This is a genomic window from Seohaeicola saemankumensis, assembly GCF_042678485.1.
Taxonomy (GTDB): domain Bacteria; phylum Pseudomonadota; class Alphaproteobacteria; order Rhodobacterales; family Rhodobacteraceae; genus Seohaeicola; species Seohaeicola saemankumensis.
The window spans coordinates 221,719-246,531 of the sequence record NZ_JBHTKR010000002.1 but is presented as its reverse complement, the minus strand read 5'-3'; the positions used below and the strand labels follow the sequence as shown (position 1 = coordinate 246,531).

Sequence of the window (24,813 nt, the reverse complement as noted above, 5' to 3'; positions counted from 1 at the left end):
TCCGCCGATCCTGCTTGATCGGCTTCCGGGTGCATCCTAAGACATTGACCTGTCGAATTCAAACCAGAGGCCCAAGCCCATGTCGTTCCTGTCCAAGACGCTTGACCGCGTGAAACCGTCACCGACCATCGCGGTGAGCAACCTGGCCATGGAATTGAAGGCACAGGGCCGCGACATCATCAGCCTTGGCGCGGGCGAGCCGGATTTCGACACGCCCGCCCATATCAGCGCGGCAGGCATCAGGGCGATCGAGGCCGGCAAGACCCGCTACACCGCCGTGGATGGCATCGCCGAGCTGAAGCAGGCGATCTGCGCCAAGTTCAAGCGCGACAACGGGCTGGATTACGCGCCCAACCAGGTCAGCGTCGGCACCGGCGGCAAGCAGGTGCTCTACAATGCGCTGATGGCCACGCTGAACCCCGGCGACGAGGTGGTGATCCCCGCCCCCTATTGGGTCAGCTATCCCGATATGGTTCTGCTGGCGGGCGGCACGCCCGTCTTCATCGAGGCGACGCTGGACAACGCCTTCAAGATCACGCCCGAACAGCTTGAGGCCGCGATCAGCCCCGCGACCAAATGGTTCCTGTTCAACTCGCCCTCCAACCCGACCGGCGCGGGCTATGGCTGGGACGAGCTGAAGGCCCTCACCGATGTTCTGATGCGCCATCCGCATGTCTGGGTCCTGACCGACGACATGTATGAACACCTGGCCTATGACGATTTCGCCTTCTGCACCCCGGCGCAGGTGGAACCCGCCCTCTATGACCGCACCCTGACCGTGAATGGCGTCTCCAAGGCCTATGCGATGACCGGCTGGCGGATCGGCTATGCGGCAGGCCCCAAGCCGCTGATCGACGCGATGCGCAAGGTGCAGTCGCAAAGTACATCGAACCCCTGCACCATCAGCCAATGGGCCGCTGTCGAGGCGCTGAACGGCACCCATGACTTCATCGCGCCCAACAACGCGATGTTCGCGCGCCGTCGCGATCTGGTGGTCAAGGCGCTGAACGCGATCGAGGGGGTCACCTGCCCGGTGCCCGAAGGCGCCTTCTACGTCTATCCCTCCATCGCCGGGCTGATCGGCAAGCGCACGCCCGCGGGCACCGTGATCGCGGATGACGAAACCTTTGCCCGCGCACTTCTGGAGGATACCGGCGTGGCCGTGGTCTTTGGGGCGGCCTTCGGTCTTTCGCCGAACTTCCGCATCAGCTACGCTACCTCCGACGCAGCCCTGGCCGAGGCCTGCGCCCGCATCCAGAGGTTCTGCGCGGCCCTGGTCTGAGCGAACAAGGAAGGGACCACATGGCAGGCGAGCTTCCCGATTACTACTTTCGCGTTCGCGACAACGGCGCGCTGGTCTACCGCGTGGACACAGAGAACCGCCAGCGCCGGATCGAGATGGATCAGATCGCAACGATCAACATCCGCAACGGCGAGGTCAAGCCGCATGGCGACCGCCGCCTGTCCGATCCGGACATGGCCGCCATCACCGACTGGATGACGCGGCGCACCGCGCTTCTGGCCGCGCGCGAGGTGGATGATATCCTGCGCGCGGTGGATCACCTGAACCTGACGGCGCAATGGGTCCAGACGCGGGCCACCGAAGAACAGCTGGATGCGGTCACCGATACGCTGCTTCTGGCGATGCATGATCTGCGTACCGTTCTGGTCCGCAAGAAGGCTGACCGCCTGACAAAGGACAATTGACCGCCCGCCCGCTGATGACGGCCTTCAGCTTGCCGCTCGCGTCTGTGCCGTCAGTCTGGGCAGGATCACGGCCCAGAACCGCAGCATCATGAACAGGCCGGCGCCCGCAAGCCCCACGGCCAGCCCCAGCCAGACGCCAACACCGCCCCAGCCGAAGACAAAGCCCATCACATAGGCCACCGGCATCCCCACCGCCCAATAGGACAGCGTGGCGATGATCATCGGCACGCGCGTGTCCTGCACGCCGCGCAGCAGGCTCAAGGCCATCACCTGCGCCGCATCGGCCAGCTGGAACAGTGCCGCCGCCGCCAGCAGCACGATACCTATGGCGATGACCGTCGCGCGGTCCGGCTCGTCAGGCGACAGGAACAGGCCCATCAGGACTTCGGGCATCACCACGAACAGAACCGCCGTCAGCGCCGCAAGGCCCAGCGACAGCATCACCACGACCCGCGCGCCCAGCCGCAGCCCGCCCCAGTCCTGCACCCCCAGCGCGCGGCCCGCGCGAACCGTGGCGACATTGCCAAGCCCCAGATGGATCATGAACACCAGTGACGCGATCTGCAGCGCGATCCCATGCGCCGCCAGCGGCAGCGTACCCAGCCAGCCCATCATGATGGAGGCGGCCGCGAACAGCCCCACCTCGGCCAGCGTGGTGATCCCGATGGGCCAGCCCAGCCGGAACACCTGCCCGAAGGCCTCCCAATCGGGGCGCCAGAACCGGATGAACAGCGCATGTTCCCGCGTGACCACAGCGGCATAGATGGCCAGCAACAGCAGCGACACAAAATGCACCGAGACCGAGGCCCAGGCCGCCCCGACGATCCCCAGTTCGGGCGCGCCCCAATTGCCGAAGATCAGCGCGTAATTGACGATGACATTGACCACCACGGCCCCGATGGTCACCCACAGAACAACCTGCGTGCGCTCCAGCGCGGCCAGGTAGGATTTCAGCACCATCACCAGCAGGGCCGGAAAAATGCCCCAGCCCGCCACGATCAGATAGCGGCTGGCCTCGCGCGCGATCTCCTCGGTCTGGCCCAGCGCCAGCAGGACAGGTTCGGACCAGATCATCAGCGGCATCGATAGCGCGCCGAACAGGATCGACAGCCACATGGCCATGCGGGTGACGCGGCGCACCTGCGGGCTTTGGCCTGCCGATTCCGCCTCGGCCACCATGGGCATCACGGCCCAGGCAAAACCCGATCCGAAGAGGAACAGCACGAAGAACACCATCCCCGCCAGAACCTGCGCGGCCAGGGCCGTCACATCATACCAGCCCAGCATCAGCGCATCGGTCAGCGAGATCGAGAATTGCGCCACATGGCTCAGGATCAGCGGAAGGCCCAGCACGGCAATCGCGCGCATATGCCCGGTCGGGGTCAGGGGCTGCGGGGTCAGGGTCTCGGGGCGCGCGTCAGTCATGCATTGGCCCTAGCGCCGCTTGGTGACAGGCGCAAGACGAACCACGCGGCACGACAGCCCATGGCATCCGCGCCGCCGCCCCAACCGCCCCGCCCTTCCCCCGTCACCGCGCCGTCCGTTTCTTCTTGCCGCAAATATCCCCGCCGGAGGCATCCCCGGCCCGCCAGCAGCACCACCGCATCGGGAAAAATCTTGATCTGCATGGCCCTGCGTGTCAGCCTGCCGGGGTCGCCGCCTTCATGTTGATGTCTGTGTACGAGTGTTTCATTGCGCCAAAGACTTTGCCGGAAAACCCTTTTCGCCCTTCTGATCTGTGTCCCTCTGCTGGCCGCCTGTGGTGCCGTGGTCACGCCGGTCGCCTATCTGACCCACAAGGACAAGATCAACCCGCCGGTGATCGGACAGGACCCATTCATCCAGGAGGTTGCCGCCCGTTTCGGCTTCATGGCCGTGCTGTCCGAAATGGTCTATTACCGGGAACCGGCCGTCAACGACAGGCCCTGCCAAGCCCCCGCAGACCACGCCGGCATGGTGAAACTGCCCGACACCGACCATGGAAAATGGACCCGCGCCGCGAATATCCCGGGCGTCAATTTCTGCCTCGACGATCCCAGCGGGGTTTTCTACGAAACCTTCCTCTACACCACCCCAGGCAACAGGGTGCACGAGGCGATCATCGTGTTCCGCGGCACCGAAGGCCCCAGCCTGCGGGACTGGAGCGCGAACCTTTCCAACGTGACCGGGATCGAACCGGTTCAGTATCGCCGCGCGCGGCAAGAGCTTGAAAAGGTATTCAAGGAATTCGAAAAACCGCAATACAAGGGCACTGCGATCCATGCGGCAGGGCATTCGCTGGGCGGCGGTCTGGCCCAGCAGGCGGGCTACCGTTTTGACCGGATCAAGACGGTCTATGCCTTCAACAGCTCGCCCGTGACCAACTGGTCATGGCTGGCCCTGAAAGGCGACATCACGCAGAACTGGCCCGTGATCTACCGCCTTTTCCACACGGGAGAGGCGCTTGACCCGATCCGCAACGCGGCCACGGCGATCACGACAACCCGCTTCAACCGCTATGACATCGGCATCCAGCTACAGGAGAAATCCCGCATCGGCGGTCATGCCATGGACATCATCGCCTGCGGACTGGCAAAAATCCTGGCCGACAGCGGGCGCAAGGACAACGCCCATGGCTACACGGCGCACTATGCCAAACGTCATGTCTATGACGGCCCGCTCTGCGCCGCGTATCGCAAGACCGAAATCAGCCAGCCCGACCGGTCATAACGCCACCCCAGTACGTCGGACGGGCGCTCAAGATCATCAGAAGGCTTGGACAACCCGTTAAAATCGCCCCAACACGCACCCGTAACCCCTTGAAATCCCTCACCCTGCAAAATGTCCCATCAAGGGACAGGCCCGGTGGCGCCCTTGCGGGCCCATCTCCCCCTAGCCGCGCGGCCTCGCTTGCCCTACCTCTGGCGGCATGACAGCGACCGCCCTGCCCCCCATCATCACCGACTGGTTCCAGGCCAAGGGCTGGGCGCCGCATCCGCATCAGCTGGACATGCTGGCGCGCAGCAATGATCCCGCCCTGCTGCTGATCGCCCCTACCGGGGGCGGCAAGACGCTGGCGGGGTTCCTGCCGACGCTGGCCGATCTTGCCACCTCCGGCCATGAGGGTCTGCACACTCTCTATGTCTCGCCGCTCAAGGCGCTGGCCGCCGATATCAAGCGCAACCTGCAAACCCCCGTGGCCGAGATGGGCCTGCCCGTCAGGATCGAGGATCGCACCGGCGACACCTCGGCCCATGTCAAGCGCCGCCAGCGCGCCGACCCGCCCCATATCCTGCTGACGACACCGGAAAGCCTGGCCCTGATGACAAGTTACGAGGATGCCCCCCGGATCTTCGCCGGGCTGAAACGCATCGTGGTTGATGAAATCCACGCCCTGGCCGAAAGCAAGCGCGGCGATCAGCTGATGCTGGCCCTTGCCCGCATCCAGCAATTGCGCCCCGACCTGCGCCGCGTCGGCCTCTCGGCCACGGTGGACGACCCCGCCGCCATCGCGCGGTTCCTCGCCCGTCATCCCGATCCCTGCCCGATCCTGATCGCCGATCCCGGCCCCGATCCCGATATCGCGATGCTGACCACCGATCAGCCGCCCCCATGGTCCGGCGGCGGGGCCGCCTATGCCATCCCTGCCGTGCTGGATCAGGTCAAGGCGCATCGTACCACGCTGATCTTCCACAACACCCGCGCGCAGGCCGAAATCTTCTTTCACAACCTGTGGCTGGCGAACGAGGATGCGCTGCCCATCGGCATCCATCACGGCAGCCTTGACCGCGAGCAGCGCGCAAGGGTCGAGGCGGCGATGGTCGCAGGCCAGCTGCGCGCCATCGTCTGCACCGGCAGCCTGGATCTGGGTATCGACTGGGGCGATGTGGACCTTGTGATCCAGATCGGCGCGCCCAAGAACGTGAAACGGCTGGTGCAGCGCATCGGCCGGGCCAATCACCGCTATAACGCCCCCTCAAAGGCGCTGCTGGTGCCCGCCAACCGGTTCGAGGTGATCGAATGCCTGGCAGCGCTTGAGGCCGTGCGCGCGCATGATCTGGATGGCGCGCCGCGCGGATCCGGCCCCCTGGATGTGCTTTGCCAGCAGATCCTGATTGCCGCCTGCGCGGGTCCCTTCGACGCCGATGCGCTTTACGCCGAGGTGACGACCGCCGGCGCCTATGCCACGCTGACCCGTGCGGATTTCGACGCCTGCCTCGATTTCATCGCCACGGGCGGCTATGCCCTGCGCGCCTATGACCGCTGGCAGCGCCTGATGCAGCGGCCAGACGGGCTGTGGCAATTGCGCGACCCGCGCGCCACGCGCCAGATCCGCATGAATATCGGCACGATCCAGGACACCGATACGCTAAAGGTGCGCTTCCGCCGCAATCGCGGCGGCAAGCCCCTGGGCGAGATCGAGGAGGCCTTTGCCGCCACCCTCACCCCCGGCGACACCTTCCTGATCGGGGGGCAGATCGTGCGCTACGAGGGTCTGCGCGAGATGACCGTCGAGGTCAGCCCCGATCCGGGCCGCAAGCCGAAAATCGCCACTTTCATGGGGACGAAATTCGCCACCTCCACCCAGCTCAGCACCCGTATCCTGCATATGTTGCAACAGGATGACTGGCCGGACCTGCCCGCGCACACGGCCGACTGGCTGGCCTTGCAGCGCCGCGTCAGCCGCCTGCCGGAACCCGGACGCCTGCTGATCGAAAGCTTTCCCCATGACGGGCGCGAACATGCCTGCGTCTATGGTTTCGCAGGCCGCAACGCGCAGCAGACGCTGGGCCTGCTGCTGACCAAGCGGATGGAAGAGATGGGCCTTGATCCGTTGGGCTTCGTCGCCACCGATTACGCCACGCTGATCTGGGGGTTGCAGCCGCTGACAGACGCGCGCGCCCTGCTGGACCCGCAAATGCTGGAAGATGGGCTGGAGGCCTGGTTCAGGGGCAACGCGGTGATGAAACGCACCTTCCGCGCCTCGGCCACCATCGCGGGGCTGATCGACCGCGTCAGCGCGGGGCAGCGCAAAAGCGGGCGGCAGGCCACGTTTTCATCCGACATCCTCTATGACACGCTGGTGAAATACGACCCCGACCACCTGCTTTTGAAGATCACCCGCACCGAGGCGATGCGCGGCCTTGTCGATTTCGGCCGCGTGCGCGAGATGCTGGAACGCGTGGGCGACCGGATCGACCTGATCCGGCTGACCCGCCTGACACCTTTTGCGGCGCCCCTGTTCCTTGAGGCGGGGCGCGTGCCCGTTGACGGCATGGCGCGCGAACGCCTTATGGCCGAAGCGGCGGACGCGCTGATGCGCGAGGCAGGGCTGGGCTAGGGTCTTGCCTTGGCCACAGCCGGGTGCCATCACGCGAGGCATGACCCATCACGCCTTCACCCTGGCCGGAGAGACCCTGCATGCCCTGCCCTCGGGCGCGCTTTACTGGCCTGCCCAAGCCCTGCTCTGCGTATCCGACCTGCATTTCGGCAAATCCGAGCGGCGCGTGCGGCGCGGCGGCATGGCCCTGCCCCCCTACGAGGCACAGGAAACGCTGACCCGGATGCAAGCCGATCTCGAGGGAACGCGCGCCACCACCGTGGTTTGCCTTGGTGACAGTTTCGACGATCTGCGCGCCGGTGACGGCCTGCCCGATGATGCGCGCCTGTGGATCGCGCGGTTGCAGGCCGGGCGGCGCTGGATCTGGGCCGAGGGCAATCACGATCCGGGTCCCGTCGATCTGGGCGGAACCCACCTTTCCGAGGTGCGCTTGCCGCCGCTTTTCTTCCGCCACATCGCGGATCCGGCTGCAAGCGGCGAAATCTCGGGCCATTACCACCCCAAGACCAGCCTGCGGACACGCGCCGGCACCCTCAGCCGGCCGGCTTTCCTGATCGATACACGCCGCGTGATCCTGCCCGCCTATGGCACCTATACAGGCGGGTTACGCAGCACCGACAGGGTGCTTGATAGGCTGATGGAACCCGATGCCATCGCGGTACTGACCGGACAGCGGGCCTTGCCGGTCCCGATGCGTCATTGACCGCAGCCTTGCAGCCGTCAGGGCGGGCCCGTCATTTGGCAGTGTCTCTTGGCCCGGCCAGAAGATAAACACGGGAAAACAAGCCATCGGACCCGTGCGATACCGGATTGCATCCGCGACCGGATCACGCGCAGCACAAGGACAGAGCCATGGACCAGACGATCACCGACCGCATCGCGCGCAGCTTTGCCGCGCAGACCATGATGCAGACCCTTGGCGCAAGACTTGCCTCGGTCACCCCCGGCGAGGTCCGTATCGAAGCCCCGATCCTGCCCGGCCTGCGCCAACAGCAGGGCTTCGGCCATGCCGGGTTGACCTTTTCGCTGGGGGACAGCGCCGCGGGCTATGCCGCGCTCAGCCTGATGCCCGCCGATCGTGACGTGCTGACTGCCGAGATCAAGATCAACCTGTTGGCGCCCGCCATGGGTGATCTGCTGATCGCCACCGGACGGGTGATCAAGCCGGGCCGCCGCCTGATGGTCGTCAGCGCCGAGGTGCACGCAAGACAGGCGGACAAGCTGACGCTGATCGCGATCCTGCAGGGCACGATGGTGCCGGTCGACGGTTTCGCCTGACCGCCGGCACAGCCGCGCCGGCCGCGGTTCGTGTCAGACCGTCAGCCCTTCGGGTTCCGGCAGTCCATTGGCCCGGCAGCAGGCGGTCACGGTATTGGCCAGCAGACAGGCAATGGTCATCGGCCCCACCCCGCCCGGCACCGGGGTAATCGCACCCGCCACCGCGGCCGCGCTGTCGAAATCGACATCGCCCACCAGACGGGTCTTGCCCTCGCCCGCGTCGATGCGGTTGATGCCCACGTCGATCACGGTCGCACCCGGCTTGATCCAGTCACCCGGCACCATCTGGGCCCGCCCCACGGCGGCCACCACGATATCGGCGCGCCGCACCACGCCGGGCAGATCGCGGGTGCGCGAATGCGCGATCGTCACCGTGCAGCTTTCGCCCAGCAGCAATTGCGCCATCGGCTTGCCCACGATGTTGGAACGGCCGATGACAACCGCCTCCATTCCCGACAGGTTGCCGTGATGGGCGCGCAGCATCAGCAGGCATCCCAGCGGCGTGCAGGGCACCATCGCCTTCTGCCCCGTCGCCAGCAACCCGACGTTCGAAATGTGAAAGCCGTCCACATCCTTGGCCGGGTCGATCGCATTGATCACAAGATCTGAGTCCAGATGATCCGGCAGCGGCAATTGCACAAGAATTCCATGCACTTCCGGGTCATTGTTCAGATCATGAATCACCTTCAGCAGCGTCGCCTCATCGGTATCCGCCGCCAGGCGATGTTCGAAGGATCGCATGCCGACCTCAACGGTCATCTTGCCTTTCGACCGGACATAGACCTGGCTGGCCGGGTCTTCGCCCACCAGCACCACCGCCAGTCCCGGCACCAGACCATGATCCGCCGCCAATGCGGCGACATGCCCCGCCACCGTGTCGCGCAGCCCTGCCGCGAATGCCTTGCCGTCGATGATGCTGGCTGTCATGCGCCGCACTCCTCGTGTCTTCTTGCCGCAAATATCCCCGCCGGAGGCATCCCCGGCGGCGTGTTCAGAACAGGCCCTCGATCTGGCCCGCGTCGTTCAGCCGGATCGCCTCGGCGCTGGGGACGCGCGGCAGGCCCGGCATGGTCATGATCTCACCGCAGATGACCACGACAAAACCCGCGCCCGCGCTCAGGCGCACCTCGCGCACCGGTACCGAGTGGCCCACGGGCGCGCCGCGCCGTCCCGGATCGGTGGTGAAGGAATATTGCGTCTTGGCCATGCAGACCGGCAGATGGCCGTAACCCGCTTCTTCCCATTCGCGCAGCTGCGCGCGGATCTTGGCGTCGGCCAGGACTTCATCCGCGTGATAGATGCGCTTGGCAATGGTCTGGATCTTCTCGAACAGCGGCATGTCGTCGGGGTAAAGCGGCGCGAACTGCGCCTTGCCGCTTTCGGCCAGGGCCACGACCTTGCGCGCCAAATCCTCGGCGCCGGCACCACCGTCGGCCCAATGCTTGCACAGCACCGCCTCGGCGCCCTGCTCGGCCACGTAGTCCTTGACGGCCTGCACTTCGGCTTCGGTATCGCCGGCAAAATGGTTGATGGCGACCACCACGGGCACCCCGAAGGATTTCACGTTGCCGATATGACGGCCCAGGTTCGGACAGCCTGCGGCCACGGCGGCCACGTTTTCAGCGCCCAGATCGGCCTTGGCCACGCCGCCGTTCATCTTCATCGCGCGCACGGTCGCCACGATCACCACCGCATCGGGGGCAATTCCGGCCTTGCGGCACTTGATGTTCATGAACTTCTCGGCGCCAAGGTCGGCGCCGAAACCGGCCTCGGTCACCACGTAATCGGCCAGTTTCAGCGCCGTCGTGGTGGCAATGACCGAGTTGCAGCCATGGGCGATATTGGCGAAGGGTCCGCCATGCACGAAGGCGGGGTTGTTTTCCAGCGTCTGCACCAGGTTCGGCTGCATCGCATCCTTGAGCAGCACGGTCATCGCGCCATCGGCCTTGATGTCGCGGGCGAAGATCGGCTTGCGCTCGCGCGTGTAGGCCACGACGATATCGCCCAGCCGCCGCTCCAGATCGTTCAGATCGGTCGCCAGGCACAGGATCGCCATCACCTCGGAGGCCACCGTGATGTCGAAACCGGTCTGACGCGGGAAACCGTTGGCGACACCGCCCAGGCTGACCACGATATCGCGCAGCGCGCGGTCGTTCATGTCCATGACGCGGCGCCAGACGATGCGGCGCTCGTCGATCTCAAGCTCGTTGCCCCAGTAGATATGGTTGTCGATCATCGCCGACAGCAGGTTGTGCGCCGAGGTGATCGCGTGGAAATCACCGGTGAAATGCAGGTTCATCTCTTCCATCGGCACGACCTGGGCATAGCCGCCCCCCGCGGCCCCGCCCTTCATGCCGAAACAGGGGCCAAGGCTGGCCTCGCGGATGCATACGGCCGCTTTCTTGCCGATCCGGTTCAGACCGTCGCCCAGCCCCACGGTTGTCGTGGTCTTGCCCTCGCCCGCCGGTGTCGGGTTGATCGCCGTCACCAGAATCAGCTTGCCATTGGGGCGATCCTGCACGGATGAGATGAAGTCCTGGCTGATCTTGGCCTTGTCATGGCCATAGGGCAGCAGATGCGCCGATGGAATGTCCAGCTTTGCGCCAATGTCCTGAATGGGTTGCTTGCGGGCGTCGCGGGCGATCTCGATATCGGATCTGAACGTCATGTCTTTCTTCCCTCCTCCGGCCGGTCCGACCGGCCCTTCCTTCCTTGGCTATACAGGGGCCGGGCCCTCGTAAAGGTCGTGTTTCCGACATTTGGATTGCGGCTTGCGGCCTTGTATGCCGCCGTATGCGTTTTGCGGGGCCTCTGCGGGGCTCAGCCCCGGCGCGCGGCGTCCAGATGGGCCCAGGCGCGCTGATCCGGCACATGCAGCCGCACATCATCGCCAAGGGCGATCCGACCCTCGCGCTGCACCCAGGCCGTCACGCCGCGCCGCCCTTCGGCCGCAGATTTGAACCGCATGCCCTGCCCCGGATGCACCGTCTCAAGGCTGCGGGCAGGCAGGGTGCAGGGCCGGTTCTGCATATCCACGACCAGCGTCGCGCCCGATGGCGCCTGCAGGCGCGACGAGGGCGGCAGATGGCTCAGGTCCGGGATCCCCTCGATCACGATCGAGGCCCCCAGCCGCGCGGGATCAATGCTGTCCAGCACCATCTTCGCGGCAATCTCGGCCATTTCCTCGACCGACAGGATCGACAGCTGCCGTTCGTTGCCGATGGTCGTACCCCTGGGATGCTGCGCCGTCACCCGCGAGCAAGAAGCGCGCGTACGCCCGCCATGCACGGATCCCGCGATCCCCTCGAAAGTCAGGTCCAGCGCGGCGCGCGGCTCGGCCAGCAGCGCCTTGCGATCCTCGGAAGTGACCACGCCCAACCAGATGACGCGGGCACGCAAGGCGGTCGGTTTCAATGCGGGCATGGCGATGGATCCCCTCTCCGGTCACGGGTCTGAAAGAACTACAGGATACGAAGGCGGCCCGGCGCTATAGCCAGCCTTTCCGCTTGAAGAACAGATAGGGCAGGATCGCCGACAACACCATGCCCCCCAGCGCCAGCGGATAGCCATAGGGTGCTGCAAGTTCGGGCATTCGGGCGAAATTCATCCCGTAGATCGACGCGATCAGGGTCGGCGGCAGGAACACGACCGCCGCGACCGAAAAAATCTTGATGATCCCGTTCTGCTGGATGTTCAGAAGGCCAAGCGTTGCATCCAGCATGAAGGTCACCCTGCCGGATTGCGCCTCGGCATAGTCGATCAATGACCGGATATCCCGCAGCAGACGCTTGTCGCGCCCGTTCAGCCCAAGGGCCTGCTGTTGCGGCGCGGGCGCTGCGTGACCTTCCTCCGTGATTTTCTGGTCCTTATGCGCGGACAACCGCATCTGGGCCAGGTGGTTCACGATCCTCTCGATCGTGACAAGGCTGTCCTGCAACCGCGAATTCAGCTCGCCATGCCGGCCGATCTGCGCGATCACCGCCGACAGATCGACGCTGCGCCGAGCGGCAGCACCTTTGGCGGCTGGCTGGAAGATCTGCCGGCTGAGCAGGTCAAGTTTCCGGCTTTCCGCCTCGAGGATGTCACCGCCGCGATCGACCATCACCTCCATCAGGGTCATCAGCATGCGGATGGGCGTGCTGCAATCGGCCTGCATCCCAGCGGCCCGTTGCGGCACATTGCTCAGCGAATAGGGACGATGATAGCGGATCGTGACCACCCGGGTCCGGGTCAGAACGAAGGTCACGGGCTCCATGACCGGGTCGGGCGTATCGGCCCCGGCAAGCACGTTGGCGGTCAGGAACTGGACCCCGTTTTCGGAATAGATGCGCGCCGATGGCTCGATGCCACGCATATCGTCGCGGGTGGGCAGATCAAGCCCAAGCTCCGCTTCAAGCGCGGCCTCCTCGTCGGCTGTCGGATCAAGAAGGTCGGTCCAGATCGCCTGCGGCGCAGGCGTGCTGACCGGGGTCAGCCGGTCCGTGGCCGGATCGGCAAGGTAATCCTGTCGCATGGTTCAATCCCGTTCCCTGCATATGCCCACCCTGCCCGATGCGGCGGGCCGGGCGTTCGCCAGCGCGATCTCCTGCGCCTTACCGTGTCAGGGTAAAGAACATGCGCCGGAAGGGAAAGAGAACGGTGCCATCCGGTGCGGCGGGATAGACCTTGTCCATCACGCCTTCATAGGCGGCAATCAGGCGCGCCTGTTCGCCTTCATCCAGCGCGGCAAGGATCGGCCGGGCATAGGTGGTTTCGGTAAAGCGGCGCACCGGGTGCCCGTCTTCGCAAGCGTCAAGCTGCTGGTAATACTCGGTTTCCCACAGGCTCAACTCTCCCAGCGGGGACAGCAGCCGGTGATATTCGGCCGGGCGCAGCACGCCGGGGCCTTGATCGGGGTCGATCCGGCCGGGAAACAGTTCCTCGGCCAGCGACAGCCAAAGGCGATGCGACGGCGCGTTGTTCTGATGTGGCACCTGCACGGCCAGGGTGCCGCCAGGCGCCAGCATCGCCGCAAGCCGCGGGATCAGGGTGGCGTGATCCGGCAACCAGTGCAGCACCGCGTTGCAAAAGATCAGCGCGGGTGGCGCGCCGTCCGGCGCCCAACGACCGATATCCGCCTGGTGCAGGCTGTCATAGATGCCAAGGGCTTTCGCTTCGGCCAGCATGGCGGGCGAGCTGTCGATACCGGACAAGGGCCTGCCAAATGTCGCCAGCGCGACGGCCGCGGCCCCGTTGCCACAGCCCAGATCAACGACCGGCCCCGCGGCAAGCGACGGCACGGCACGCAGCAAATCCATCGCGGGGCGCAAGCGCAAACCCCGGAACCTGCTATAGGTCCCGGGGTTCCAGTCATTATCCGGCGATGCGGCCATTACGTCGGCTCTGGCTCCAGACCGCCGGCGGGCTTTGCCTTGGGCTTGGTCTTGGGGATCGCCGTGACAGAGGCGGCGTTGCCCTTGTCGGACTTATCTTCCTCGTCATCGCTGGCACTGGGCGGATCGCCACGCATCACGCGCTTGATCTCCTCGCCGGTCAGGGTCTCGTATTCCAGCAAACCCTGGGCCAGCCGTTCCCATTCGTTCTTGCGTTCGGTCAGGATCTGGACCGCACGTTCATAGCCTTCCTGGATGAAGCGTTTCACCTCTTCCTCGATCAGCTCCTTGGTGTGCGCGGAGACCGAGAAACCGGCCGTGTTGCCCGAATAGCCTTCATGTGCCTCGGCGTAGTCGATATTGCCGACCTTGTCGGACATGCCCCAGCGCATGATCATCGCACGGGCCAGCGCGCTGGCCTGCTGGATGTCGCCCGCCGGACCGTTCGACACGTTCTCCTCGCCGTATTTGAGGATTTCGGCCGCCTTGCCCGCCATGGTCATGGCCAGCTTTTCCTCGCACTCTGCCTTGTGCCAGTTCAGGCGGTCGATCTCGGGCAGCGAGACGACCATGCCAAGGGCACCACCGCGCGGAATGATCGTGGCCTTGTAGACCGGATCGCATTTCGGCAGCGCCAGCCCCACGACGGCATGACCCGCTTCGTGATAGGCGGTCTTTTCCTTCTGGTCAGGCGTCAGCACCATCGAGCGGCGCTCGGCCCCCATCATGACCTTGTCCTTGGCATTCTCGAAATCGGCCATGGTCACGAATCGCCGTCCCACGCGGGCGGCCATCAGCGCGGCCTCGTTCACCAGGTTCGCAAGATCCGCACCCGAAAAGCCCGGCGTGCCGCGTGCGATGATCCGCATGTCGGCATCAGGGCCCAACGGTACCTTTGCGGCATGCACGCCAAGGATCTTTTCACGGCCCTTGATGTCGGGGTTGGGCACAGTCACCTGACGGTCGAAACGACCGGGGCGCAGCAGCGCGGGGTCAAGCACGTCGCGGCGGTTGGTGGCGGCCAGGATGATCACGCCCTCATTCGCTTCGAAACCGTCCATCTCGACCAGAAGCTGGTTGAGGGTCTGTTCACGTTCGTCATTGCCGCCACCGTAACCTGCGCCACGGGCGCGGCCCACGGCGTCGATCTCGTCGATGAAAACGATGCAGGGTGCGTTTTTCTTGGCCTGCTCGAACATGTCGCGGACGCGGCTTGCGCCGACACCCACGAACATTTCCACGAAGTCAGAGCCCGAGATGGTGAAGAAAGGCACGCCCGCTTCGCCCGCGATGGCACGCGCCAGCAGCGTCTTGCCGGTCCCCGGAGGCCCGACCAGCAGCGCGCCCTTGGGGATCTTGCCACCAAGGCGGCTGAATTTCTGCGGATTACGCAGGAATTCAACGATCTCTTCGAGTTCTTCTTTCGCCTCGTCGATGCCGGCCACGTCGTCAAAGGTCACGCGCCCATGCTTTTCCGTCAGCAGCTTGGCCTTGGACTTGCCAAAACCCATGGCGCCACCTTTGCCGCCACCCTGCATCCGGTTCATGAAATAGACCCAGACACCGATCAGCAGCAGGAAGGGCAACAGCGACAGGATGAAAGTCTGGAACCCGGACTGCTGCTGACTTTCGGCCGATACCGGCACGTTGTTCGCGATCAGCAGGTCGGTGACCTGTGCATCTTCGGGCTTGATCGTGACATAGTCGCGGCCATCGGTGCTGCGGTAGCGAATGCTTTCGCCGTCCAGCGTCGCGCGGCTGACCTGTTCATTCTCAACAGCCCGGACAAATTCTGAATAGCCGATGGTCTGGCTCTGAAGGGTGTTTCCGGATCCGCTGAACAGGTTGAAAAGGGCCAGTATCAGAAGGAACAGAACGACCCAGAAGGCGATGTTTCGCGCGTTGCCCAAGGCATGTCTCCCACAAATCTTGCGGCCCGATGCAATATGCTACGAACCATAGCGGTAAAATAGGCAACAAATGGTTTACTTCAATGCGAAAGCGCCCTGTCGTGAAAATCCGCGACAATCCGCGCGCTCCAGCCCTGCCCCGATCCGGCCAGCGGTGCGGCCACAAGCGTATCGCCGCGCCAGATCGCGGGCGAGGCCAGAAGCGCCGCGCGCAGGTGTCCTGTCTCGCGCCAGTCGGGGCAAAACCGCAGGCCCGCCTCGCCCAATGCTGCAATCGACAGAGCGGGATCATGCGGCCCGTCCAGCCGCCATCGGCCGTCCCAGACCCTGTCGGTCGGGCCGCGCAGATCGCGCACCGCGTTGAATTCGCGAAAGATCCGCAGGGCGTGCCCCTTCTGGCGCAGAACGCATCCCAGAACCGTGTGCTGCCCGTCGGCACCGCCATCTGACAGAAGCGACAGAACATCCTCGCGCCGGGGCGGATAAGCGGCCGAGGCGACCCACATCAGCGCCGCCACAAGAACGCGGCGGCGCAGTTCCAGCGGATGCGCCGCCAATCCGGCCCAATCCAGCACCAGATCGCCCTGTTCCTGCCGGACCAGGTCCCGCGCCAGTGCGGCGGCACAGGCGTCCAGCGCCTCGCGCGCCTGGCTGATTTGCTGCATGACGCGCGACAGGATCGCCGCGTCGATGCCAAGGGGGGCCAAAGCCTCAAGCGAGGCGCGCGCGCGCACCCGCTCGAAGCGCCTGTCGTCATTTGACGGATCCTCGATCCAGTCCGCACCGATGTCGCGCAGAAAGGCGCGCAGCGTGGCGCGGTCGAACTCCAGCAGCGGGCGGCACCAGGTCACGCCGTTGCGCTGAAACCGCGCCACCATGCCCGACAGACCATCGACACCGGCCGTGCGGCCAAGCCGCATCAGGAAGGTTTCGGCCTGATCATCGCGCGTATGGCCCAGAAGCACCATGCCGATACCCTGCTCCAGCGCCCAGTCGGCCATCAGCTGGTACCGCGCCGCGCGGGCCTGGGCCTGCAGGTTGCCGCGCCCCGTCCAGCCATCCCAAGCCAGCGTGGCATGCGGAACACCCAGAGCCTGACACAACCGGGACACGCGCGCGGCTTCGGCGGCGCTTTCCGCACGCAGACCGTGATCGACCGTCACCGCCCGCAGCGGCCGCCCCGTTCCGGCCAGGGCGCGGCAGGCAAGATGCAGCAAGGCAAGGGAATCACCGCCACCCGAGACGGCAACGGCGACAGCGCCATCGCCCGCCTGGTCGATTGATGTGGAAACGGCCGCTTGCGCGGCCGCTGCACTGTCATCGGGCTTGGGGTTCAAAGACATCCCAGGCGCGCGCGGGCCTCTTGTGCCGAAACGACGCTGGGCGATTGCGGAAAGCGCAATCCGACCTCCTGCAAGGTTGTGCAGGCTTCCTGTGTCTGCCCCAGACGACCCAGCGCCTCGCCCAGAAGAAACAGGGCCTCGGGCGCCTGCGGGCCGGTCTGATCGGTGGTGAATGCCAACAGATAGGCGCGGGCCGCACCGCGCACATCATCCAACTGCGCCAGCGCCTGGCCGCGTTTCAGATCGGCCTCGGCGCTGAGTGGTCCGCCCGGATAGGTCTGATTGAACGCCGCAAAGAGATCCGCGGCACCGCGATAGTCACCGGATGCAAGCGCCGCCGCGGCGCGATCGAAATCAGCGCGCTCGCCGATGGCCAGCTCTGCCGTGGGCGCTGTCTGCGCGGGGGGCGGCTGGATCGGCGAGGCGATCTGCCCCGTCGTCGCGGGTGCCGCACCACCGCCCAGCGTCGTGGTCTGGCCCAGTTTGCCGATGTCGCAGGCCGGTTCCAGTTCGCAAAGTCGGAATTCCAGATCGCCAAGGCGCGTCGTGCCGTCAGACACGATCGCGTTGATGCGGAATTCCAGCTCTTCGGTCTTGCGGGTCAGGCGTTGCAATTCGCTTTCCATCAGGCCGACACGGTCCAGAACGCTGCCGCCGGGGATGGTGACCCCCGGCCCGCCTGTCGTGGACAATTCACGGCGCAGGCGCTGCACCTCGACGAAAAGAACCGACATTTCCTGCCGGATATCCGCCAATGTCTGGGCGTCCTGGGCGGGCGCGGCCTGCGGCAGGACAAGGCTGGCGCCCAGGGCCAAAGCCATGAGCGGCAGGCGCAGATGCCCCAGAACAGCCCCCCGGGCCAAACCCGGCTGTGATGCGCGGCAAAGCGTCATGAATGCCCTCCGATCAGCCGGACAGGCCGGCCGAGATGACGGTCACGGCGCGGCGGTTCTGGGAATAGCAGGATTCGACGCTGCACAGTTCGAGCGGACGTTCCTTGCCATAGCTGATCACCCGCAGGCGGCTGGGCGCGACGCCGCGCGAAATCAGGTATTCCTGCACCGCATTGGCGCGGCGCGCGCCAAGGGCCAGGTTGTATTCCCGCGTTCCCTGCTCGTCGGCATGGCCTTCGATGATGGCGACGTAATCCGTATTGGTCATCAGCCATTGTGCCTGCCCGTCAAGAACCGCCTGGAATTCAGGCGTGATCGAGGACTGGTCGACCGCGAACAGCACGCGATCACCGATCGTCTGCTGGAAATAGAGCGGCGAACGCGGGTCCGATGCGCTGCCCGGCGCGCCGATACCACCGATACCGCCGGCGCCACCGGCACCGCCAGCGCTGTCGAAACGGTCAGGATTGGTGCAAGCGGCCAGTGCGAGAACCGATGCCAGGATGATGCCGCGCGAAAGAAGTGCCATGTGAGATGCCTCGTTTTTGTTGTGTGTCATCAGGATTGCCACCTGTCTTTTTCGTTCTTAACACATTCGCGCGGGCAAGGGAATCGACGCCCGCGCGACCGGCTTATCTTTGAAGCGGTGACCAGGCCGGATCCGATGCGCCGCCTTCGGTCCTGATCTGCTTGAGATTACGCCCCGAAATATCCACCGAATAAAGCGAGGCGGACCCTGCCTCGCCCTGCGTCTCACGGGTGAACATGATCACCCGACCATTGGGCGACCAGGTCGGCCCCTCGTCGAGGAACGAGGCGGTCAGCAGCCGTTCCTCGGAACCGTCGGTCCGCATGACGCCGATGTGGAAGCGGCCTTTCGACTGCTTGGTAAAGGCGATCAGGTCACCGCGCGGCGACCAGACGGGTGTGCCGTAACGACCCTGTCCGAAGCTGATGCGCTGCGGCTCTCCGCCTTGCGCGCTCATGATGTAAAGCTGCTGGGTGCCGCTGCGGTCGCTTTCAAACACGATCCGGCTGCCGTCCGGGCTGAAGCTGGGCGCGGTTTCGATCGAGGGGGTCGAGGTCAGGCGCGTGGCCGCGCCCGAATTGATATCCATGCGGTAGATGTCGGTATTGCCGCCCGTGGTCAGCGAATAGACCACCGTGTTGCCATCGGGGGCAAAGCGGGGCGCAAAGCTCATCGTGCCGTCCTGCGTGGCCAGCGCGCGCCGCCCGACCGATGCCACATCCATCACATAGATGCGCGGGAAACCGGATTCGTAGCTGGTGAACAGGATGCGGTCGCCCGAGGGCGAAAAGCGCGGGGCCAGCACGATGGATGCGCTGTCGGTCAGATATTGCACATTGGCGCCATCGTAATCCATGATCGCCAGACGCTTGCGGCGGTCGTCCTTGGGGCCGGTCTCGGCGACATAGACAACGCGGCTGTCGAAATACCCGCCTTCGCCGGTGATCCGGCTATAGACCGCATCGGCCACCTTGTGGGCCATGCGCCGCCAGCCGGCTTGCGTCCCGTTGAATTGCAGCCCGTCGCCCAGTTCCTGCCCGGCAAAGACATCGTAAAGGCGGAACTTGACCGCGATGGACCCGTCGCCCCCCACGCTGACCGCCCCCGAGATCAGCGCCTGCGCGTTGATCGCGCGCCAGTCGGCGAATTGCACGGGGCTGTTGAAGCTGGTGATCTGGCTGATGAAGGCAGTCGACGGGATCTCACGGAACAGGCCCGTGCCTGTCAGATCCTCGGCCACGACCCGCGCGATGGCCCGTGCCAATTCGGTCGCGGCGGCATTCTCGGCCACGAAATCGGGATTGGCGAAGGGCAAGGGCTCGATCACACCCTCGGTGATCTCGATGCGCAGAGGGCCGGTCTGAGCCGCCGCCGGCAAGGCAAGCACGACCAGGGCCGCCAGCAGGGTCAACACACGTGTCATCATCTGATCCTCATGTTCTCGGGATTGAACGTCATTTCGATATCACGCCACTGGGCGTATTTGTCCCGTGGCAAGTTGAAGCCATTGGCCCCGCAGCGGATGATCGCGCGGCGCGCCGATTCAAAGGCCTGTCGCGCCGCGTCGGCCGACCCGCCATCATAGCTGAGCATCCTGAGCGTCTCATTCATCGGACGCCCATCTTCGGACATCGAGACCGCGACGACAACCGTTGTACGCAATGCCTCGGAGGACAGCGACCCCACGTTCCAGCATTGCTGCACCGCGACGCGCAGCGCGTCACGCTCGCCCGAGGTCATGGGCGGGCCGCTTTGCCCCGCCGCGGCAGGACTTGGCGCACCCGCACCTTCCAGCGCCTGACGCAAGGCGTCATTGACCGCGTCCGAGGTCGAAGGCTGCGGCTGTGCGGCCTGCTGCTGTTGCGGCTGCGGCGCGGGATCGCGCGGGGCCTCGGCGACGGGGTCGGGCCGCGCGGGGCGGGTCCTGGGCCGGATCGAGCTTGTCGGCGCGGCGGACGGCTTTTCCATCGCCTCTGTCACGATCTGGGTCGTGGCTTCTTCCGGGGCACCGGCCTCGGTTTCTTCGCGCGGCGTCTCGGCGGCCGCGTCGGGCACGACCTCCTCGGTCACGGTATCGGCCACGCGGGTGTCAGGCTCGGGCGCGGCCACCGGTTCGGGGGCCACGCGTTCGGCCGGGCGCGGCACGGGGCGCGATGAATTGTCCGGCGCCAGCACCACCTGTTCCTGCGGCGGCGGGGCCAGAACCGGGGCCGCGTCGGTCACTTCGGCGGGCTGCGGTGGCAGCGCCTCGGCCGGTTGCGGCGCGGGATCGGGCGGCGGCGCCTCGGTCACCTGCGGCTCGACCGGCGGGGGTGGCGTCGGATCGGGCTGGCTTTCGGCGGGCGGCGGCGCCTCCTGCGGTGCGGGCGGGGTTGGCATGGCCACGTCAGTCGTGGCCTCGGGCTGCTGCGCCGCGGCCATCATCGCCTCGAACTCGGCTCCGGAAATGACGGACACCTCCGTCACCTCGAAGGGTTCCGGGCTGGAGTTGAACATCCCGCCGAACAGCACGAACAGGATCAGGGCGATATGCCCGGCGCCAGAGATGTAATAGCCGATCCGCACGGCGCCCTCAGTTGCCCTGCCCGGCGGGCTGGCGTCCGTCCAGGGCGGGCCCGCCAAGATCGGTCACCAGGCCGATGTTGGAAAAACCGCCACGGTTGAGCGCGCCCATGACCGTGACCACCTCGGCATAGGGTACCGCACCATCCGCGCGCAGAAAGACGCGGTCGCCCTCACGCTCGGCGGCGATGGCCTGCAAGCGCGGCACCAGCTCGTCCAGCGGCACTTCGGTCATCATGATCATGACCTGACCATCGGCCGTCATGGTGATGCTCAACGGCTCTTCCTGCTCGGCGGGCAGCGATGTGGCGGCCGTCTTTGGCAATTCCACCGGCACGCCCACCGTCATCAAAGGGGCCGCGACCATGAAGATGATCAAAAGCACCAGCATCACGTCCACGAAGGGCGTGATGTTGATCTCGGACACGACACCGGCGCGACCCGCGCCGCGCCGCCGCCCCCGGCGCGATCCGCCACCACCGTTCTTGACGACACCCGCACCCATCGGTCAGCTATCCAACTGGCGGCTGAGGATGGTGGCGAATTCATCGGCAAAGGCGCCATAGCCCCCGATGATGCGATCCGCATCAGCACTCAGCTTGTTGTAATAGATCACCGCCGGAATGGCCGCGACAAGGCCGATGCCCGTGGCCAGAAGCGCCTCGGCAATACCGGGGGCGACCACGGCCAGACTGGTGTTCTGCGCCTTGGCGATCTCGATGAAGGAATGCATGATCCCCCATACCGTGCCGAACAGCCCGATGAAGGGTGCGGCCGATCCGATCGTGGCCAGAACCGTCAGGCCGGATTGCAGCGTGTCCGCCTCCTTGGCGATGGCGACATCCATGCTGCGGTCGATCCGCGCGGTCGCCCCCGCGATCAGCCCGCCATCGTTGCGGTGACTGCGCCGCCACTCCATCATGCCGGCCGCAAAGACCCGCTGCGAAGCGCCCGCCGGCTCGGGGCCGATCTGGTCGAACAACTCGTCCAGCGGCTCGCCCGACCAGAAGGCCGCGTCGAATTCGGTGGATTCGGTGCGCGCCTTGCGGAACAGGATCGTTTTCTGGATGACGATGGCCCATGTCCAGAACGAACACAGGACCAGCATGATCATGACCAGTTTGACGACAAGTGTGGCGCGGGCAAACAAGGCCCACATGGTATAATCCGCCGTGGCGGCACCAGCGATAATTTCGGTTTCCATAAGCCTGCTCTTGGTGTCGGCCGCTTTTGCGGTCCATTTGGCAGGCAAACTACCTTAGTTGAAAGGGGAAGGCCAACACATCTGCGTCATCTGATCACGTCAATGCAACATATGGCGGATATTTGCCGGCATACGGGCAGGATGGCCGGTATCGGTGATCACGACGACCGTCACGATGGCATGAAACAGCCGGTCCTTGCCGCGTTTGACCACCTGATCCATGACCAGACGCGCGCCGGTCACCTGCACCACCTCGGTTTCGACGACCAGTTCATCGTCCAGACGCGCGGGCAACAGGTAATCCGCCTCGACCCGGCGCACCGCGAAGACAAGCCCCTGCGCCTTCATCGCGTTCTGGTCGATCCCCAGGCCGCGCACCCAATCGCTGCGCGCCCGTTCGATATAGCGCAGGTAATTGGCGTAATAGACGATCCCCGCCATGTCGGTGTCTTCGTAATAGACGCGGATCGGCAAGGTATGGGGCATGGGTTATCCTTCGGATCGGGGTGCTTCGGGTCAAACTTGACCACAAACCACCCCGACCGCAAGGCTCAGAGCGTTGCGCGCGATCCCAGACCGCGCTCCTGCGCGGCCCGCATCGCCACATGGGCCACGGCCAGATCCTGCAAGCCCACACCCGTGCCGTCGAAGACCGTGATCTGGTCGGCGTTCGTGCGCCCCTTTTGGGTGCCGTTGATCACCGCACCGATGGGTGTGATGTCACCCTCGCGGATCAGGCCCGTGGCGATGGCATGCTGCGCCTCGCCGATGCTGATGGATTGCGCCACCTCGTCGGTAAAGACGGATGCGGCCGCCAGCAGGTTGGCATCCACCTCCTGCTTGCCTTTCGTATCCGTCCCCATGCAGGCGACATGCGTGCCCGGCTTGATCCAGTCGCGCATCATCAGGGGCTCAAAAGCCGAGGTGATGGTGATGATCACATCCGCCGCGGCGCCCAGCGCCTCGCGGTCAACCGCTTCGAAGGGCAGGCCCAGTTCGGCCGCGACCGCGGCCAGTTTCGGCAACATCTCGGGATGCGGGTTCCAGGCCAACACCTTCTCGAAGGCGCGCTGCTTCACCGCCGCGCGCAGCTGGAAGGTCGATTGATGCCCCGCCCCCACCATGCCCAGCACCTTTGCATCGGGTCGGGCCAGATGCGCGATCGACACAGAGGATGCCGCCGCGGTGCGGATCGCCGTCAGATAGTTGCCGCCAACAAGCGCCTGCAACTGGCCTGTATCGGGGTCAAACAGGAAGATGGTGGACTGATGATTGGTCAATCCCCTGGCCATGTTGCCCGGCCAGAATCCACCTGACTTGACGCCCAGCGCCATGCCCACCTTGTCAAATCCCGACTTGAACCCGTAGAGCGCATCGGCATGGCCAAGCGCCTCGCGCACCACGGGAAAGTTGCGTGCGTCACCCCGCGCCATGGCGGCGAAGACACCCTCGACCGCCGTAAAGGCGGCCTCGGGCGTCACCACCTGGGCGCAGACATCCTCGGGGATGATCAGCAGTTCGGGCATATCAGAACGCCTTGCCGCGCGCCGATACGGGCCACAGGGTTTCGACCTTGCCGTTCCGCACGCCGACATACCAGTCATGCACATTGCAGGTCGGATCGCAGTGACCGGGCACCAGGCGCAGCTTGTCATTGACCTTCAGCACACCATCCGGGTCGGCCACGACGCCATGTTCATCCGAACATTTCACATATTGCACATCGGTGCGGCCAAAGATCACCGGCAGACCGCTGTCGACCGACTGCGCCTTGAGGCCGGCATCGACAATCGCCTTGTCGGCCTTGGCATGGGACATGACGCTGGTCAGGATGAACAGCGCGTTTTCCCATTCACCCTGGTCGATGCGCTTGCCGTCCTTGTCCAGGATGCGGCCATAATCCGCATCCATGAACGCATAGGATCCGCACTGCAACTCGTTGTAAACGCCCGAGTTCCCTTCGAAGTAATAGCTGCCCGTGCCGCCACCGCCGACGATGTCGCACTCCAGACCTACAGCCTTCAGCCCCTCGACCGCGTCGCGCACCTGCGCCACGGCGATGTCGATCTTGGCCTTGCGGTCGTCATAGTTGTCCATGTGCTGCATCGCGCCCTGATAGGCCTGAAGCCCTGCGAATTTCAGCCCCGGTGCCGCGTCAATCGCCTTCGCGATCTCGATCACGGCGGGCGTGGTGGTGACACCGCAGCGCCCTGCCCCGCAATCAATCTCGACCAGGCATTCGATCTGCGTGCCATGCCGCACGGCGGCCGCCGACAGATCGGCCACGTTGGTCACGTCATCCACACAGCAGATCGCGCGCGCGCCCAGCTTGGGGATCCGCGCCAGACGGTCGATCTTGGCCGGGTCGCGCACCTGGTTGCTGACCAGCACATCCTTGATGCCGCCACGGGCGAACACCTCGGCCTCGGAGACTTTCTGGCAGCAGACGCCGCAGGATCCGCCCAGGCTTTCCTGCAACAGCGCGACGTCAACCGATTTGTGCATCTTGCCATGCACCCGGTGGCGTACGCCCATGTCCTTGGCGAATTTGCCCATCTTGGCGATGTTGCGCTCCAGCGCGTCCAGATCCAGGATCAGACAGGGCGTCTGGATCTCGGATTCATCCATGCCGATGGCGGCGGGAATGTCATAGCCGACTTCAAGGTCGGACAGGTTCACATGCTTGTTCATCGTG

Annotated in this window: 24 protein-coding genes; 6 read left to right on the top strand and 18 right to left on the bottom strand. The window is 65.2% G+C overall.

Features of this window, described 5'->3' with window-relative positions; genetic code table 11:
* Window positions 1–79 precede the first annotated feature (79 nt).
* Both ACFQ3C_RS04985 and ACFQ3C_RS04980 read left to right on the top strand, forming a co-directional pair.
* The gene (locus ACFQ3C_RS04985; protein ID WP_380789374.1) at window positions 80–1,282 is read left to right on the top strand and encodes a pyridoxal phosphate-dependent aminotransferase; all 1,203 of its coding nucleotides are present in this window, start codon (window positions 80–82) and stop codon (window positions 1,280–1,282) included.
* Between the two features lie 20 nt (window positions 1,283–1,302).
* Window positions 1,303–1,707, top strand: coding sequence for a hypothetical protein (locus ACFQ3C_RS04980; RefSeq protein ID WP_380789372.1), 405 nt, complete (start codon window positions 1,303–1,305; stop codon window positions 1,705–1,707).
* A gap of 24 nt (window positions 1,708–1,731) precedes the next feature.
* On the opposite strand, the gene ACFQ3C_RS04975 is transcribed toward ACFQ3C_RS04980, so the two are convergent.
* Window positions 1,732–3,132 (bottom strand): MATE family efflux transporter, encoded by a 1,401-nt coding sequence (locus tag ACFQ3C_RS04975; RefSeq protein WP_380789370.1) that lies wholly within the window; start codon window positions 3,130–3,132, stop codon window positions 1,732–1,734.
* Window positions 3,129–3,335, bottom strand: a complete 207-nt coding sequence (locus ACFQ3C_RS04970; protein ID WP_380789368.1) for a hypothetical protein — start codon at window positions 3,333–3,335, stop codon at window positions 3,129–3,131. Before ACFQ3C_RS04970 ends, ACFQ3C_RS04975 begins: the two co-directional genes overlap by 4 nt.
* Before the next feature lie 139 nt (window positions 3,336–3,474).
* Here ACFQ3C_RS04970 and ACFQ3C_RS04965 point away from each other — a divergent pair, with 139 nt between their 5' ends.
* From ACFQ3C_RS04965 to ACFQ3C_RS04950, 4 genes are all read left to right on the top strand, one after another.
* A complete protein-coding gene (locus ACFQ3C_RS04965) occupies window positions 3,475–4,416 on the top strand; it encodes a DUF6792 domain-containing protein (RefSeq protein WP_380789366.1) in 942 nt (313 codons plus the stop codon).
* 199 nt (window positions 4,417–4,615) lie between these two features.
* Window positions 4,616–7,027 carry a ligase-associated DNA damage response DEXH box helicase gene (locus tag ACFQ3C_RS04960; RefSeq protein ID WP_380789364.1) on the top strand — a complete coding sequence of 804 codons (2,412 nt, stop codon included), beginning with the start codon at window positions 4,616–4,618 and terminating at the stop codon, window positions 7,025–7,027.
* A 40-nt stretch (window positions 7,028–7,067) separates the two neighbouring features.
* A complete protein-coding gene (gene pdeM / locus ACFQ3C_RS04955) occupies window positions 7,068–7,730 on the top strand; it encodes a ligase-associated DNA damage response endonuclease PdeM (protein WP_380789362.1) in 663 nt (220 codons plus the stop codon).
* A 149-nt stretch (window positions 7,731–7,879) separates the two neighbouring features.
* A complete protein-coding gene (locus ACFQ3C_RS04950) occupies window positions 7,880–8,305 on the top strand; it encodes a PaaI family thioesterase (protein ID WP_380789360.1) in 426 nt (141 codons plus the stop codon).
* Between the two features lie 33 nt (window positions 8,306–8,338).
* Here the strand turns inward: ACFQ3C_RS04950 and folD are convergent, their stop codons facing one another.
* From folD to bhcC, 16 genes are all read right to left on the bottom strand, one after another.
* Window positions 8,339–9,232 (bottom strand): bifunctional methylenetetrahydrofolate dehydrogenase/methenyltetrahydrofolate cyclohydrolase FolD, encoded by an 894-nt coding sequence (folD, locus tag ACFQ3C_RS04945; RefSeq protein WP_380789358.1) that lies wholly within the window; start codon window positions 9,230–9,232, stop codon window positions 8,339–8,341.
* Between the two features lie 64 nt (window positions 9,233–9,296).
* Entirely contained in the window at window positions 9,297–10,973 is a 1,677-nt protein-coding gene (locus ACFQ3C_RS04940; protein ID WP_380789357.1) for a formate--tetrahydrofolate ligase, read from the bottom strand.
* 152 nt (window positions 10,974–11,125) lie between these two features.
* Window positions 11,126–11,728: an MOSC domain-containing protein gene (locus ACFQ3C_RS04935; RefSeq protein WP_380789356.1), complete on the bottom strand. Its 603-nt coding sequence runs from the start codon at window positions 11,726–11,728 to the stop codon at window positions 11,126–11,128.
* 64 nt (window positions 11,729–11,792) lie between these two features.
* On the bottom strand, window positions 11,793–12,818 hold the full coding sequence (locus ACFQ3C_RS04930) for a magnesium transporter CorA family protein (RefSeq protein ID WP_380789355.1): 1,026 nt from the start codon (window positions 12,816–12,818) through the stop codon (window positions 11,793–11,795).
* Between the two features lie 79 nt (window positions 12,819–12,897).
* Window positions 12,898–13,602: a methyltransferase domain-containing protein gene (locus ACFQ3C_RS04925; RefSeq protein WP_380789354.1), complete on the bottom strand. Its 705-nt coding sequence runs from the start codon at window positions 13,600–13,602 to the stop codon at window positions 12,898–12,900.
* 74 nt (window positions 13,603–13,676) lie between these two features.
* Complete coding sequence (ftsH, locus tag ACFQ3C_RS04920) at window positions 13,677–15,587, bottom strand: ATP-dependent zinc metalloprotease FtsH (protein WP_380789353.1); 1,911 nt, start codon at window positions 15,585–15,587, stop codon at window positions 13,677–13,679.
* Between the two features lie 80 nt (window positions 15,588–15,667).
* On the bottom strand, window positions 15,668–16,930 hold the full coding sequence (gene tilS / locus ACFQ3C_RS04915; RefSeq protein WP_380789352.1) for a tRNA lysidine(34) synthetase TilS: 1,263 nt from the start codon (window positions 16,928–16,930) through the stop codon (window positions 15,668–15,670).
* Window positions 16,921–17,751 carry a tol-pal system protein YbgF gene (ybgF, locus tag ACFQ3C_RS04910; RefSeq protein WP_380789809.1) on the bottom strand — a complete coding sequence of 277 codons (831 nt, stop codon included), beginning with the start codon at window positions 17,749–17,751 and terminating at the stop codon, window positions 16,921–16,923. The genes tilS and ybgF overlap by 10 nt, the downstream gene beginning before the upstream one ends.
* A gap of 85 nt (window positions 17,752–17,836) precedes the next feature.
* Entirely contained in the window at window positions 17,837–18,352 is a 516-nt protein-coding gene (pal, locus tag ACFQ3C_RS04905; protein WP_380789351.1) for a peptidoglycan-associated lipoprotein Pal, read from the bottom strand.
* A gap of 103 nt (window positions 18,353–18,455) precedes the next feature.
* Window positions 18,456–19,778 carry a Tol-Pal system beta propeller repeat protein TolB gene (tolB, locus tag ACFQ3C_RS04900; RefSeq protein ID WP_380789350.1) on the bottom strand — a complete coding sequence of 441 codons (1,323 nt, stop codon included), beginning with the start codon at window positions 19,776–19,778 and terminating at the stop codon, window positions 18,456–18,458.
* A complete protein-coding gene (locus ACFQ3C_RS04895) occupies window positions 19,775–20,917 on the bottom strand; it encodes an energy transducer TonB (RefSeq protein ID WP_380789349.1) in 1,143 nt (380 codons plus the stop codon). The genes tolB and ACFQ3C_RS04895 overlap by 4 nt, the downstream gene beginning before the upstream one ends.
* Before the next feature lie 7 nt (window positions 20,918–20,924).
* A complete protein-coding gene (gene tolR, locus ACFQ3C_RS04890) occupies window positions 20,925–21,419 on the bottom strand; it encodes a protein TolR (protein WP_380789347.1) in 495 nt (164 codons plus the stop codon).
* A gap of 3 nt (window positions 21,420–21,422) precedes the next feature.
* A complete protein-coding gene (gene tolQ, locus ACFQ3C_RS04885; RefSeq protein ID WP_380789346.1) occupies window positions 21,423–22,118 on the bottom strand; it encodes a protein TolQ in 696 nt (231 codons plus the stop codon).
* Between the two features lie 99 nt (window positions 22,119–22,217).
* A complete protein-coding gene (gene ybgC, locus ACFQ3C_RS04880; protein WP_380789345.1) occupies window positions 22,218–22,604 on the bottom strand; it encodes a tol-pal system-associated acyl-CoA thioesterase in 387 nt (128 codons plus the stop codon).
* Between the two features lie 65 nt (window positions 22,605–22,669).
* Window positions 22,670–23,635, bottom strand: coding sequence for an iminosuccinate reductase BhcD (gene bhcD / locus ACFQ3C_RS04875; RefSeq protein WP_380789808.1), 966 nt, complete (start codon window positions 23,633–23,635; stop codon window positions 22,670–22,672).
* A gap of 10 nt (window positions 23,636–23,645) precedes the next feature.
* Complete coding sequence (gene bhcC / locus ACFQ3C_RS04870) at window positions 23,646–24,809, bottom strand: 3-hydroxy-D-aspartate aldolase BhcC (protein WP_380789344.1); 1,164 nt, start codon at window positions 24,807–24,809, stop codon at window positions 23,646–23,648.
* Window positions 24,810–24,813: the final 4 nt, after the last annotated feature.

Bases quoted from the DNA above. Each gene is read 5' to 3' on its own strand.
- ACFQ3C_RS04960 (WP_380789364.1), top strand. From the start codon at position 4,616: ATGACAGCGACCGCCCTGCCCCCCATCATCACCGACTGGTTCCAGGCC.
- ACFQ3C_RS04930 (WP_380789355.1), bottom strand. From the start codon at position 12,818: ATGCGACAGGATTACCTTGCCGATCCGGCCACGGACCGGCTGACCCCG.
- tolR (WP_380789347.1), bottom strand. From the start codon at position 21,419: ATGGGTGCGGGTGTCGTCAAGAACGGTGGTGGCGGATCGCGCCGGGGG.
- ACFQ3C_RS04925 (WP_380789354.1), bottom strand. From the start codon at position 13,602: ATGGATTTGCTGCGTGCCGTGCCGTCGCTTGCCGCGGGGCCGGTCGTT.
- bhcC (WP_380789344.1), bottom strand. From the start codon at position 24,809: ATGAACAAGCATGTGAACCTGTCCGACCTTGAAGTCGGCTATGACATT.
- ybgF (WP_380789809.1), bottom strand. From the start codon at position 17,751: ATGGCTTTGGCCCTGGGCGCCAGCCTTGTCCTGCCGCAGGCCGCGCCC.
- ACFQ3C_RS04950 (WP_380789360.1), top strand. From the start codon at position 7,880: ATGGACCAGACGATCACCGACCGCATCGCGCGCAGCTTTGCCGCGCAG.
- ACFQ3C_RS04940 (WP_380789357.1), bottom strand. From the start codon at position 10,973: ATGACGTTCAGATCCGATATCGAGATCGCCCGCGACGCCCGCAAGCAA.
- pdeM (WP_380789362.1), top strand. From the start codon at position 7,068: ATGACCCATCACGCCTTCACCCTGGCCGGAGAGACCCTGCATGCCCTG.
- ACFQ3C_RS04975 (WP_380789370.1), bottom strand. From the start codon at position 3,132: ATGACTGACGCGCGCCCCGAGACCCTGACCCCGCAGCCCCTGACCCCG.
- tolQ (WP_380789346.1), bottom strand. From the start codon at position 22,118: ATGGAAACCGAAATTATCGCTGGTGCCGCCACGGCGGATTATACCATG.
- ACFQ3C_RS04970 (WP_380789368.1), bottom strand. From the start codon at position 3,335: ATGCAGATCAAGATTTTTCCCGATGCGGTGGTGCTGCTGGCGGGCCGG.
- ACFQ3C_RS04980 (WP_380789372.1), top strand. From the start codon at position 1,303: ATGGCAGGCGAGCTTCCCGATTACTACTTTCGCGTTCGCGACAACGGC.
- tilS (WP_380789352.1), bottom strand. From the start codon at position 16,930: ATGTCTTTGAACCCCAAGCCCGATGACAGTGCAGCGGCCGCGCAAGCG.
- ACFQ3C_RS04985 (WP_380789374.1), top strand. From the start codon at position 80: ATGTCGTTCCTGTCCAAGACGCTTGACCGCGTGAAACCGTCACCGACC.
- tolB (WP_380789350.1), bottom strand. From the start codon at position 19,778: ATGATGACACGTGTGTTGACCCTGCTGGCGGCCCTGGTCGTGCTTGCC.
- pal (WP_380789351.1), bottom strand. From the start codon at position 18,352: ATGGCACTTCTTTCGCGCGGCATCATCCTGGCATCGGTTCTCGCACTG.
- folD (WP_380789358.1), bottom strand. From the start codon at position 9,232: ATGACAGCCAGCATCATCGACGGCAAGGCATTCGCGGCAGGGCTGCGC.
- ACFQ3C_RS04935 (WP_380789356.1), bottom strand. From the start codon at position 11,728: ATGCCCGCATTGAAACCGACCGCCTTGCGTGCCCGCGTCATCTGGTTG.
- ybgC (WP_380789345.1), bottom strand. From the start codon at position 22,604: ATGCCCCATACCTTGCCGATCCGCGTCTATTACGAAGACACCGACATG.